At 44.1% G+C, this 13084-nt stretch carries 9 protein-coding genes; 5 read left to right on the top strand and 4 right to left on the bottom strand.

The features are described from left to right. The first annotated feature begins 478 nt into the window (after nucleotides 1–478). On the top strand, nucleotides 479–1105 hold the full coding sequence (locus E0496_RS25660) for a hypothetical protein (RefSeq protein WP_141504599.1): 627 nt from the start codon (nucleotides 479–481) through the stop codon (nucleotides 1103–1105). A gap of 408 nt (nucleotides 1106–1513) precedes the next feature. Beyond that, nucleotides 1514–2419: a cation diffusion facilitator family transporter gene (locus tag E0496_RS25655; RefSeq protein WP_141504598.1), complete on the top strand. Its 906-nt coding sequence runs from the start codon at nucleotides 1514–1516 to the stop codon at nucleotides 2417–2419. Nucleotides 2420–2520: 101 nt separating this feature from the next. On the opposite strand, the gene E0496_RS25650 is transcribed toward E0496_RS25655, so the two are convergent. From E0496_RS25650 to spoVB, 4 genes are all read right to left on the bottom strand, one after another. Beyond that, on the bottom strand, nucleotides 2521–2931 hold the full coding sequence (locus E0496_RS25650) for a hypothetical protein (RefSeq protein WP_141504597.1): 411 nt from the start codon (nucleotides 2929–2931) through the stop codon (nucleotides 2521–2523). Between the two features lie 34 nt (nucleotides 2932–2965). Then, nucleotides 2966–3280, bottom strand: a complete 315-nt coding sequence (locus E0496_RS25645) for a hypothetical protein (protein WP_206669862.1) — start codon at nucleotides 3278–3280, stop codon at nucleotides 2966–2968. Nucleotides 3281–3295: 15 nt separating this feature from the next. Then, complete coding sequence (locus tag E0496_RS25640; RefSeq protein ID WP_206669861.1) at nucleotides 3296–3538, bottom strand: hypothetical protein; 243 nt, start codon at nucleotides 3536–3538, stop codon at nucleotides 3296–3298. 160 nt (nucleotides 3539–3698) lie between these two features. After that, complete coding sequence (spoVB, locus tag E0496_RS25635) at nucleotides 3699–5249, bottom strand: stage V sporulation protein B (RefSeq protein WP_141504594.1); 1551 nt, start codon at nucleotides 5247–5249, stop codon at nucleotides 3699–3701. A gap of 427 nt (nucleotides 5250–5676) precedes the next feature. Between spoVB and E0496_RS25630 the strand changes: the two genes are divergently transcribed. The 3 genes from E0496_RS25630 to E0496_RS25620 all read left to right on the top strand — a co-directional run bounded on the left by E0496_RS25630 (nucleotide 5677) and on the right by E0496_RS25620 (nucleotide 12856). Then, nucleotides 5677–6039, top strand: a complete 363-nt coding sequence (locus E0496_RS25630) for a copper amine oxidase N-terminal domain-containing protein (RefSeq protein ID WP_161601573.1) — start codon at nucleotides 5677–5679, stop codon at nucleotides 6037–6039. A gap of 769 nt (nucleotides 6040–6808) precedes the next feature. Continuing rightward, nucleotides 6809–9076 (top strand): helix-turn-helix transcriptional regulator, encoded by a 2268-nt coding sequence (locus E0496_RS25625; protein WP_141504592.1) that lies wholly within the window; start codon nucleotides 6809–6811, stop codon nucleotides 9074–9076. 996 nt (nucleotides 9077–10072) lie between these two features. Continuing rightward, nucleotides 10073–12856 (top strand): endo-1,4-beta-xylanase, encoded by a 2784-nt coding sequence (locus E0496_RS25620; RefSeq protein WP_161601572.1) that lies wholly within the window; start codon nucleotides 10073–10075, stop codon nucleotides 12854–12856. The last annotated feature ends 228 nt before the right edge of the window (nucleotides 12857–13084 follow it).

Genomic DNA, 13084 nt, shown 5'->3' with positions numbered 1-13084 from the left:
AACATATCCTTAATTTGTTCCCATTGTTCATCACTTAGTTCATACCTTCTTTGAATCATGGTGGATGCTCCAATCGTTTTTCTCAAATTATACTACAAAATCATTTAGTTTTCAGACACGTCCTAGTGTATCTTCAATGTGGAGGGATAAACTCTTCCAGACTCATCTAGGAAAGAAAATTATCATTGATATAACATCAGTAATGGACTCAACGATTATTTCGTAAAACAACTTAGAAGGAAGAACTTAAAATATTTTGTTTCAGTTGTACCTCATTCTGAAGCCAAAGGATAGGAATGTAAGCTCCCTAACGAAGAACGTTAGTTCAACAACGGCAGTCTAATACTTTGTTTTCTAAGGTCCCCAAGCCAAGGTGATGCTCGCTTTGGCCGGGGTTCTATAAGTGGAGAATAGCGGGAATTTTATAGGAATTAGGCGAGAATTGCACCCATAGCTGCGTTCAAAAAGGGGGATGACGATGTCACATGTACAGGCTGTAATTATAGATCCCTATTACGAAATACCGTTGTGGCTGCCTGAAGCAGAACGGAAAGAAACCATCTATTTATCCAAAAACTCAAGTGTGGAAGATGTTGTTCTTTTTCTTACTCTGCTATGTGGCTATAATCATTTAGATATAAATGTAGAACCTCATGAGGTTGTTCAACAGTTGATCGTTCAAGAGAAAGTGGCGATGAGCGGTGGCATTGCTTTTGAAGGCAACAATAAGAGAATCCTTCCTAGCTGTTGTTGCGGATTGGAGCAATGGAGAGAAGTCAGCGATGCGGTATCAAATAAGAAGGGTGTCTGGCTCGGCCATGATCCTCTTCCTACGACTGAATATTTGAATGGCTCGGTAAGGATTTGGTCAGACGATTATTTTGGCATATACAAGCAAAAACAGCCTACGGAACATGAAAAACAAGCCATGTATTTTATAGAGTTCGAGCATGATGTACTGATCAATAAGCTTCGTGGCATAGAAACTGATTTAATTGAGTTTTTTAAGTACCCTTTGACTCAGGCATTAGCGATGATTGACAACAGCTTATTGGATATTTTATTTATAAAATATTGTGAGTGGTTTCAATTAAAAGCATCATGATTTTTCACCGATAGGTCACAATAGCGATTGAAGCCAAGCCTTCTCCGCATTTACTACATTCATCTAAAGTGAAGAGTTGGAGTTTTATTTTTCTAGCAGCGAAACAAAGGCCGCCACTGATGCCAAGTGGCGGTTTTTGCTGCGCGAGTGTGTAGCTTGCTTTGGAGAAAACGTTGTTGCAAAGCAGGTTATGAGCTTTTTTTCACAAGGGCAACATAGTTAGTCTGCCCAAACTCTATTGGCGTGCATTAAGACTTCTTACGCGGGGCAAGACTGTTTCTCTAGACCCACACGAATTTCGTTTTGTATAATGGCACGGTACCTTTGAAGTGAGAGATGGATCAGAATAGCAGTATTCTGGCTTCATTATAAAATTATTCAACCCGTGCTGGAGGACGAACGACACTTATGGAAGCAACAAACAAACAATCGGCTTTTGCGATATGGATTAGCCTAATCAGCAACATTATTTTAACGGCACTAAAGCTTATTGTGGGTTTGCTATTTAACAGTCAGGTGCTCATTGCAGATGGCGTACATAATGCGGGAGACGTGTTTGCAAGCGCAGCAGCATTAATATCGATGGTCATTTCCAAGCGGCCGCCGGACAAAGACCATCCCTATGGACATGGTAAAGCGGAGGTTATCGGTGCAGGGTTCATTGCGATCATTTTGGTGCTCGCTGCCGTTTATATGGGGTACCACTCGGTTATGGCGCTCATGGAGCCGCCTCATACGGCTACACTGCTTGTTCTCGGGACGGCAGCGATTTCGCTCGTATGGAAGCAATGGCTGTATATTTATACGATGCGCATTGGCAAAAAAGCGAACAGCAGCGGCTTAATCGCAACGGCCTATGACCATTTGGCTGATGTATATGCGTCGCTTGCAGCAGTAATCGGGATTGCGCTCGCTATGCTTGGCGACCATTACAATATTCAAATTCTGAAATACGGCGATCCCGTAGCAGGAATCATTGTCGCTTATTTCGTCCTGAAACTGGCGATCCATATGGGCCGCTCTTCCATTGACGTATTAATGGAGAAAAATATAGACGAGGACCGGATGGAGGAAATCATGCAGCTGGTGCAATCCATTCCGGAAGTGAAACGAATTGACCGCATTCGGGCGCGCGAGCATGGCCACTATATGATTGTAGATGTGCGGGTAGGCATTCCAGCGGAGCTTAGTGTGCAGGAGGGCCATGACATTTCACGAAAAATAAAACAGGTCATTATGGATGAAGTTCCGAATGTCGAAGAGGTTCTTATTCATTTAAATCCATGGTATAAAGATCATAAATCGGCTGAATGATGCCGGGCAGAACCTTGCTGACAGGTTAGGTCATAAAAAGGCAAGCAGGGCGGGTTCAACGGAAGGCTAACCGTAGAACCCGCCCTGCTTGCCTAGCGCTGCTAATGCAGCTTAATTTGTTTAGCGGCAGACAATAAGATTTCCATATCGATGGAATAAGTAGAAGCCACGGAATAAAAGTAATGCTCGGTTACGATAAAGATTTGCCCGCGTATTTCATTTTGCTCAATTAGCGCTTTATGGCCGTTGATGGTGGTCTCCGTAAGAGTTTCAGCTGGGAAGTTGGATTTTAAGTTATTCAAAATCTCCCCAGGATTCGGATGCTCTCCACTTGACTGTGAGATCCAAAACTGAGTTTTACCATCCTTTAATTGATATTCCGCTCTAATTGAAATCCCATAAGATGTTTCGGTTGCCCACGTATGAAGCAGCTCACCTATCGGATTTTCATCGGATGGATCTTCGGCTAACTGTAAAGGGATATGGATATCCTCGGGTCTGAACGTAGACATGTCCAGCTTTCTGTACAGCGGTATTTCATGGTCCTCAAAATTGATCGGCCCAATTGCAGATGCCGAATCTGCCGCATGCAGCTGATAGGATGATTCGTCTGATGCTTGGCAGCGGCATGAACCAGAGCGTATAGGCGCCATGTGCTTGGCGGATCAATTTGGCGGTATACACACTCTTTGAAGGGTCAGTCATCCAAATGGCATCGACATCGGGATCTATTGAGGCGCCAAATACGAGCAAGGAAGGCGCTTCTTTGTTGAAGGGAATAAACGAATAATTAAATGCCTCATTTATTCCCTCGACAGCTAAAGTTCCGTAGTCGAGCTCAGAGAGCAATGGGACCTCCAAGTGTCCCTGAACGGACTAAGACATGCTGTCCTCAGTCCAATCTAGCAATCCTGCTTCCCATGTCATGACGGACTCTTCAGATTGGACAATACTTGTAAAAATAAGCATTTGATGATCATCAAGTTGTTCCTTATATATGATTTCCGGATTTAAGCTGGGAGAAGTATCGTTTATGAGCTGTAGAATCTGTTCATCCGTCGGCGGTGTGGACACCAGTTGAGCAGGAGAACTTTCCTCGGGAAGTGTTGTTCCAATCATAATAGCTAGAAACACGAGCACTAGCGCGATAGGCAGCACTCCACTTCACCACGCTAGACTAGGTGGAGCCGCTTAGATGAGCGGCTCTTTTTTGTGCTTGGCCTGTAACGAGCCGCAACGAGGCGGCGGCAAGGGTGGTGTTTACATGACTGCTTTTTTCTTACCATGGAATTGAAAATCTATGACGTGTGCTTTTCCAATTCAACGTACCGGTCACGAATAGAGCAGCGAAATAAATAAACAACGAACAGACGATTGAAATGGATACGCACCATAACTGCGGCATACCATGGCTGGCTAAATGGTTATAGATCAAGTGCCCACATATTGCCATTAGCATCATGCAGATCCCAACCTTGATATAAGGACGAATACTCCCATAAAATCCGATCGAACTCGAGATAGAAAAAAAGTTCAAAATTGTTTGCACTAATATGCCAATTCCGATGCCCAATGCAACGCCAATGATTCCTAATTGACTGCCTAACACAAAGACCGAGACACCCTTGAATACAGTCGTTATTACGTAATTCCATAATGCAGCATTCGCGCGGCCGAGACCAAGTAGGATCGCATGAAGTGGGGCATCGAAATAATGCAGAAAAAACATCGGGGCAAGTATTTTTAAAAGTAGTCCTGCTTCAGGCGCATTATAGACTAGTGTCGTTAGTGGAGTTGCCCATTCGTACAGGATAACTGTAGCTGGCGCACCGATTAGAAGTCCTAATACCATAGCCTGATTCATCCTCTCATGTATAAGCAGACTATTCTTGTTCACCGAGGCCTCACCAATCGCGGGAATAAGAGCAGTCGATAAGGATTGCGTGATAAAGCTTGGCATGAACAATAGCGGAAACACATAGCCGGCCAGCAGACCGAATTGCTTCGTGGCTAAAGCTGTGCCGATGCCGTACAGGCCCAAGCTGGTTGTAATAAGAAGAGGCTGGAAGGCATTGTATAACGAATGAATGACACCATGACCAGTCGTTGGGAGTCCGATTTGCAGAAGCTCGCGGAGTGTGCTTTTTCCATGTTTCAGATGGCTCGCCCAAGTCTCGCCCGATACCTTGGATTCACCATATAGCTTGTAGCTTGTCATCAGAAATAAGAGGCTTATTGCTTCGCTGACTACCGAGGCAGCCATAGCACCAGCAGCTGCATAAGCAATTCCGTAAGGCAGCAATAGGTGTACCAACGCTAGCACACTAGCGATTTGAATCGTATGCTCCAGCACATCAGAAGCAGCAATGGTCTTCATCTGCTGCATGCCCCGAAAATACCCCTTTAATACGGCTGAGACTGCGATAATCGGTGCGATCGGCGTAATCGCTAGCATGGCGTAATAAGCCCGCTGGTCACTTAACAGAATAGACGCGATCCACTCTGATCCAAGTAACGATATGGTCGTGAGAGTTACGCTCAAGACGCCAGTGACAGCGAGCGAGACATACAGAATGCGCCTCACTTTCATCCTTTCGCCACGAGCCTGGGCTTCTGCGACCAACTTTGAAATTGCCACCGGTAATCCAAGCTCAGTAATCGTAATGACGAGCGGGACAAGTGGATGCGCCATCATCAAGATGCCGATTCCCTCTGCGCCTAGTACGCGAGCAATATACATACCGCTGATAAAGCCGAGAATACGATTGATGAAAGCAGCAACAGACAAAATCAAAGTACCTCTCATAAACGATTGCCCGAGTTGTGACATGACTTGAGTCCTCCTGTTAAGCGAATACATAAATGTATTCAAAAATTGAAAAAAGCATGCGAACAAGCTTTTGACGCTATCTAGGAAAAGTTGGTAATATAAGAAAAAAACAGTTATTCCAGAGGCTATTGCTCGTTATGTGCTCGTTTCATGACCGCGCGTGCCTTACTTCAGACTGCACACCAAGAGTATGGTAACAGCTGCAGCTGTCAAAAGAAAATAAAGGATCTGACTCAGAAAATAAAGATATAGACTGTTAGGGTGGCCAACTGTAAATTTAACTGTATTTCATTTTCAACGTAAATTTTTTGGGGGAAATAGTAACTTTTTTTAAAATATTGTGTCGGTAGGGTGTGGAAATGAGTTGGGATATGGTTATACTGAGAGGAGATTTTTATTATGAAAAAAAGGTATTGCTCACTGCATTGTGTACTTTTCTGTCAGTGAGCTTGGTTTTCGGCGTAGCTTACGCAAGCGAAGCAATAAAATTGTTGTCAATGGTAAAACAGTAGCAGCGGATGTAGCACCACGAATGATTAACAATCGCGTCATGGTACCAATCAGTTTTGTTTCCAAAGCACTTGGTGCAGATGTCACTTGGGATCAGAAAACGCAGACGGTTGGTGTTAAGAGCTATGGAATTGCGCCTGTAGATATTTGGAAAGTGGAAGAAGGGAAACCTTCTGAATTTCAAGTTAAAGTAGCAGTTCAAACTTGGACTCTTGATGACACCACAACCATTGAGCAGTGGGATCTTACCGTTGTTCAAAATGTTTTCAAGTTTAAATAACTATCCTACAAGAGGCTTTACTCAATTGACGGCACAGAACGTTAAATAAACAATTCGGAAAAACAAAAAAATGGCGGTGCTAAGGAGAGTATCCTAGCAGCGTCATTTTTATTTTTGGTCTATTACCACCTTCTTGATAACAAATTCAAGGCGCACGTGAAGTTTTAAATGACCATCGTTAGGATTGTCGTCGTAACAGCACATGTAAAAGGTCGAAAAGAGTAGAAATTGGAAAAAAGTACTTATTGGCTAGCCGTACTCAATTCGATTTTCCAAAACTTTTGTCTTTTATTAAAAATTGTAAGCAGGTTAAAAAATGGATATTGTTCCTTAATGGTTGGCTTTGCTAAGATCAGTGTAAGGGAGGAGACGAAAATAGTAGAGGCTTAGATCGAGGAAATATGCCAGTTGAAGAAGGCACATTAGACAATAATCAATGGACCCGATGGATTAATAAAAACAGCCCTGTGAATGTTAAGTTTATTCCAATCCCAATTGGTAACTGACCGACAAGTCATTCCGATAGGAAATTTAATAGATCAGTACAGTACTGAATACAAGGAGCTGCTAGATGAATACCCGATAGTTTGGCATTTAGCTACTGAATCGGATGGTAACATGTATTTGATTGAGCAAATTACAGGACTAAAAACCAACCATGCGCTATTAATTCGAAACGATTGGCTGCAAGCATTGAAATTGGGTGAGTAGCGGTATTGAAGACGTCTATCCACTTCCGCTGAACATATAAACATGAAGAGGCGATTCTATGACCCAAAGATGGTTTATTCGACAGCTGTTCTCATATGTGCCAATCTTTCTATTAATCACTTCATTCCTTGCCTACATAACTTTCTTCTCACTTACCGAGATGGCGAATCAAACCAGCCAACAAGTCAATGAACTAGCGACTGAACGCTTACTTCAATTGGTAGATTACTCCTTACAAGACATCGATAAGCTTGTGATCAAGGACTTAAATAATAATTCCCATTTCATTCGTTTTTTCTATGTGGGAAAGAATAAAGTAATAGAAGAAAGCGAGGCTTCAGAAACGATTCGCAGTTGGACGATTATTAACCATTTTATTCGTTCGGTATACTTATATCGCAAAAGTGATGATATTGTACTTAAGAATACAATCCGTGTTCCAATGACTGCATTCACGGATGCAGACTTCCTGAAGGAGCAAATAGAGAAGGATAGTGTCGGCGCGTGGACAAATCCCCGAACGTATCATGAGCCATCCTTTCAAGGAAGAAACGAAAAAGTTGTTTCACTCGACAAAAAGGTTCCTTTTACAAATGGTGAGTTAGGGATGGTCGTAGTCAATGTCAAAACCTCTTCACTCGAGTCTATACTTAGACCGAATTCGGATTCGATTGTGAGCGTGATTGAACTGTATGATACGGAGGGGAGAGCGTTTCGCCCACATCATACAGAACAGAATCTAAAGGTGTTAACGCAGCTTCGTTCTAGTTATACCAATTGGGTTATCCGTAGCGGAAGCACTCCTTTTATGTTCATGGATTATCCCGACAGCAGCATCGTCACCAGTGTTTCATTGGGACTACTCTCCATCGTTATCGGCATGCTCTGGTTTATATTTGCAATTAGGATGAATTACAAACCGATTGGAAAAATCATGAATAGATTGAGAACGGTTACAACTTTGAAAAATCATGAATTGATTTTAGCAAACAGCTATGAATTGCAGATGATTGAGGTGGCTATTGACAGTTTAATCCAACAATCCATTGATTTCAAAAAAACGCATGAAGAGAATTTAATATTGCGCAGAAGAGTGCTTTTTCATGATGTGTTGCTAGGGAATCGCATTGTCAAAACTGAAGAATGGAGAAAGGAGTTTAATCAGTTTCATTCTCCTTCAGAAACAAACTTCTTTCGTTTTGCTTTAATTGAGATCGATAATTACTCTCTATTTTGTGCGGAGTATCACCAGCGTGATAAGAACCTACTTAAATTTTCCATGGGTAATGTTGCTAGAGAAATGGCGACCTCGATGAAGATATCCATCTGGCTGGAATGGCTGGTAGGTAAACATATGGGGATATTGTTCCTCGATGATGATCCTATACAAACATCTAGAATACTCGGAATGCTCGAACGTTACCGCGAATGGGTGGAATTACATTTGAAGCATACTGTTACGATTGGCGTAGGCGATCTTGTCGAGGAGTCCGAGAATTTACTGATTGCCTACGGACAGGCAGAAAAAGCTTTGGAGAAAAAAATAATAATGGGAGCTAATCAGGTTATTTTATACGGGAGGGTTATCGATGACTCGCAACACTTACCCATACATGAATTCTTATTAGAAATCCGTGAGGTTTCCAGAATGTATCGTATGGGTGAGCCTAAGTGGATAGAAGTATTCAATGAGCTATTTCATGCCCTGCGATTAGGGAATATGAGCAAGGATGATGCGGTAACGATCGTTAATTTACTTTTGAATACCATCTATAGAGAGATGATGGAGTTGACCGAGGAGTATTTGGTTTTGTGGAAGAATGATACGATGCCAGCGATGAATGATGCTTTTGCCGAGTTCGAGAGCCTAGAGAAGGTTAGAATATCCTTTTTAGCAGCGCTGTGCTCTTATGAAGAAAAAATCAAAGCAACACGTGAAGCTAAACAATACGCGCCTATAGCCGAGCAAGTTCGCAATTATATTGATCAACATTATGTAAACCCTGATATTTCATTGACTCATTTAGGGGAGGTATTTAATACGAATCCCAAATACATCAGTTTTATATTTAAGGAACAAGTAGGAGTCAAATTTATGAATTATCTTATTGATGTAAGGGTTGAGCAGGCCAAACGTCTGTTATTGTCCACGGACGATTTAATACCTGACATTGCTGCTCAAGTCGGTTATATCCATGCTGTATCATTTAACCGCGTGTTCAAGAAAGTGGTTGGAATGACTCCAGGCGGATATAGAAACCGTCGTGAGATGCCAGGGAAAAGTATTCCTCCAATCATTGATGGATACAATGACGATGTGGTGTAAAAGAAGCCTCTTGTGATACTGTTCCTGCAGTATCACAAGAGGCTTCTTTTCTTTTTCAATCGTTTGACATCTTGTTCAACTGAAACAGTTTTCCGACAGCCTTACCTACTAAACTTCTCTCGTTATAAAATACAATCTATTTTCTAGGTATATTCATGGAGAAAAGTTGTTTCTTGAATATGAACACCACGCTTCACGGCGTATTCTCTAATGCGATTATTGTGTCCGTAAGGAAATATGTTTATAGACTCTTTTGCAAAGTCTTCGTTACAATGATGGCGTTACGTCTTGGAAATGAGGCAGCTAGTTTTGAAATTAGGAGGTGAGCCTATCCGGTAGATTTTTAAGGGGAGGTTGTATGCGCTGACGTGGTTGTAATTTCGATCGATCGTAACATTTTTATCGCTAAAGGTGTGAAAAATTCCGAAAACTAAAAATTGGGCGATTCTAAAACGAGATTTTAGAGGTTGCCTTAAGAAAAGGAGCAAAACTCAGATGAAAGGTGAAAAGCCCTTAATCAACGTCTCCCGCATTCTCGTAGTCATCATGCTGCTCTCTGTATTCACTTTTGCCCCCAAACCGGCTGCTGCGGCAGAAGGTGAACGGACACCTAAACTGAATCAACTCATTGCACAAGCTGAAGCTTTGAAAGCTGGCAACAAGGAATTTCCGCTCCAGATTAGCAAGATTGAGGACGGATCCGATGTGAACAAAGCTTTCCCTTGGGTATACGCTAGCGAACTTGAGGATCTTGATAACGCACTTAAGCTCGCAAGTAATGCGCTCACTCCCGCCAGCGAAGCCATAGCCAGCCTTGAAGGCGCAATGTTGAATTTCACTGGAAAGATCAAAGCGGACGGTTCAAATCCCTATTTCCGTCTTGATCCGGGTGCTGGTAAAGTACCTGTAGAAGTTACCGCGCCCACCAATGTCTGGGCCTCAAGAACTCCGCTTGACAACCGTGTCCCCGCCGACTTTGCTGGTGGCACATTCAAAATGATTCCGTATCCTTTTGCAGGTTCCGAAGGCAAAGCCAATGTGCTCCAGATCAATTATGTTCATAACGGACAAGGCACGTTCGGCGGAATGAGCCTTGTATCTCCGTTGTCCCCGGCTGTAAATGTAAAGGAAGGCGCAACTATTGAGTTTGATGTGTACTATCCTAAGAGCGCGCAGGGCAAATTCATGAGGTGGAGAATTAGAAATAACAACTCCGACCTCGATTCCTACCTCAGGACTTACGAGTACAACAACCTTAACCCCGAATGGGTTGGCAGCTACAATGGTGAAACTTGGTTGAAGGCTCACCATAGCATTACCGCTTCAGCAGGTAATTCATCGAACTTCATTCTTGAGCTCCATGGCGAGAACGGCCGTCCAGCAGAAACCGGCATGCTTCTAGTCGCCGACATCAAAATAACCGAGCCCGATCCGAACGGCATTGCGCTTCCAAACGTAGTCAACAAGGAATCCCAGAATGTCGTAACACCTCTAAAGAGTATTTACAACGGGGAAAATAGCAAGTTCATGGTCGGCACGATCGGAACCGGTTCAGTAACTGGAACCAGAGCCCGGCACTATGAAATCTTTGTCGACGGCAATAATCTTAAGGCCGAGTCAACGCATCCTCGTGGCCCGAACTGGCTGAAAAGCGTTACTGGCGCGCCCCTGAGCGGCGCAGCTACTACTCCGGGCATAGCTGAATACAGTTTTCCGACCGGCTCTTATCAAGCGATCAGGGATTCCGGAGCTCCCGGACAGTATAAGTCTCACGCCCATGTTTTGGCATGGTACAACCAGGCCCCAGTGTGGATGAGACAGATTATTCCCGCGAATCTTTCCTCCGGATATAAAGGCACAGCTAATTTCTACGGACTAGGCAACGGTGTTACAACCACGGTTAAGGTAGACAAAGAAAGTGCCAGAAGAGTGCAGTATAACCACACAATGACTGTAATGCGACACTTCCTGACCACCGATACGAAGTATGGCTCAAGCGTATCCCGCGGAGTAATCCCCTTCAATTCATGGGATGTACTCAACGAAGAGGTTCACGAAAGCCGGCACAGTGAAATCATTCCAACGAATCCGAACAGTTGGAGAGCGAGCCTCAAAAACACCAACTGGCTTGTTGCAATGTCGGATGATCTAATTGATGGCGACATCAGAGAGCATTACATTTACCTGCTCTTCAAATACGCGCACATCGCGGCTCCGAACGCCAAGATGGCAGCAGCTTACAAAGCGAACTATGCTGACCTTCCCGAGTACATGAAGCTCGACGGACATGACACAGGCGGCAATATTGACGCCTATATCGATGCGAATCCGCCGAAACTGACCTACAACGATTACGACATTTCTAACCGTACCAAGGCAAGGACTGCATACAATATGATTCGCGAACTGAACACTGCATGGCTCACCGATCCGCTTTATGACGGAAGATCTCTTATTGAAGACATGGGTATTCAGGGACATGATACGGTAAATGAGACTCTTGCAAGCGATAACCAATATGCAATGGCTCTCTATGCCTCTCTCGTTGACCAGGGTCTGCTTTCCGGTATTTCTTTCTCAGAATTTGACCTTAAGCTGCCGACAAGCGCCCCTGGTGGCGGCGCGATCGCTCCTGCATCGCTCAATGTCAGACAGTCTGACGCTCTTGGCTATCAATACGGGCTGATGTACAAATTGTTCACCAAGTTCGCACCGTACATCGATCACATCATCAGCTGGGGGGTGGCCGGTTCAGGATGGCAGGGAAGCTATGTGCTGTTTGACAGTCAGAGCAATGCCAATGCCGGCTACTATGGCGCCGTGAATCCGAACAGATTCATTCTTGGGCATTCATACCTAGATGGTTACTTTGAAGGCGAATACGAGAAACTTCAGGACGATTATGATATTGACCTTGGAGATCTTGGAATCTATTCTGTCGGTGGACCTAAAGCACCTGAAATGTTAACCGGTGCAGATCATGTAACGGCTGGCAGTTCCTTCGACCTTGTTTATGGTTTGGGCCATGTGCAGGGCAACGTGCTGGCTCAAGATGTGACGATCACGTTCGATGTCGATAAGCTGGAACTGACTGCACCGCCAGTTTCGACAGACGGATCGAAATTCGTCGTCGTCGATTACAAGGCAGAGCCTGCCGGAACACTCCGTATTCTGGGCGTTCATCTTGACGGCGAACAAACCAAGCCGAATGCGGATCTGATTAAGTTGTCGTTCCGGGCAAAAGAAAATGCACCAGCCGGCCTGACCAACATTGAGGTCACCCAATTGGTGACGGCAGATAGTGCCGGAACGGAAACGATTCAAGCCGGCACGGTACACACCGTTCAAATCGACGTCATCGACAAGACGGCGCTGAACGCGCTGATTGGTAAGGCGCAAAGCGCGCATGATCAAGCAGTGGAAGGCAAACTGCTCGGACAATATCCAGCAGGTTCCAAAGCAAAACTGCAGTCTGTTATCGATTCAGCGGCGGTCGTAGTGAATAACTCGAAAGCCACTCAGGTTCAGATCGATTCAGCAGCCTTGCAGCTGAACGCAGCTTTACTGGACTTCCAGTCTTCCGTGATCGTGAAAATTCCGACCGATCACAACGGCGACGGCAAGATCAGCATTGGCGACTTGGCGATTATGGCTAAGGCATATGGTATCACTTCAACAGATGCAGGATGGGATCAAGTGAAACATTTCGACTTGAACGGCGACAACCGAATCGATATTATCGATCTGGCTATGCTGGCCCGCATGATCTTAGAATGGTAATGTCCTAACGAGTTAAGCCGAAAGTAGAAGGCTCCTGTATTCGTCGAGGGCACTGAAATGGTCCTCAACTTAGAAACAGAATGCCCTTTCCTCGATTTTACGAGAAAGGGTATTCTGTTTTGCTGTATAAAAGCTGTAATAATTCTAGGTGGTGTCTCGGATGATTTTAAATCAACATATGCAGCGATTATTAGCAATAACGGTGTAGGGTAGACGACCCTACTGAAT

Source organism: Paenibacillus luteus, from assembly GCF_006542765.1.
Lineage (GTDB): Bacteria > Bacillota > Bacilli > Paenibacillales > Paenibacillaceae > Pristimantibacillus > Pristimantibacillus luteus.
Note: the sequence above shows the minus strand (reverse complement) of the source record. Positions and strands in the feature narration are given on the sequence as shown.

Bases quoted from the DNA above. Each gene is read 5' to 3' on its own strand.
- E0496_RS25640 (WP_206669861.1), bottom strand. From the start codon at position 3,538: ATGATTGGAACAACACTTCCCGAGGAAAGTTCTCCTGCTCAACTGGTG.
- E0496_RS25660 (WP_141504599.1), top strand. From the start codon at position 479: ATGTCACATGTACAGGCTGTAATTATAGATCCCTATTACGAAATACCG.
- spoVB (WP_141504594.1), bottom strand. From the start codon at position 5,249: ATGTCACAACTCGGGCAATCGTTTATGAGAGGTACTTTGATTTTGTCT.
- E0496_RS25620 (WP_161601572.1), top strand. From the start codon at position 10,073: ATGATTCCGTATCCTTTTGCAGGTTCCGAAGGCAAAGCCAATGTGCTC.
- E0496_RS25655 (WP_141504598.1), top strand. From the start codon at position 1,514: ATGGAAGCAACAAACAAACAATCGGCTTTTGCGATATGGATTAGCCTA.
- E0496_RS25625 (WP_141504592.1), top strand. From the start codon at position 6,809: ATGACCCAAAGATGGTTTATTCGACAGCTGTTCTCATATGTGCCAATC.
- E0496_RS25650 (WP_141504597.1), bottom strand. From the start codon at position 2,931: ATGTCTACGTTCAGACCCGAGGATATCCATATCCCTTTACAGTTAGCC.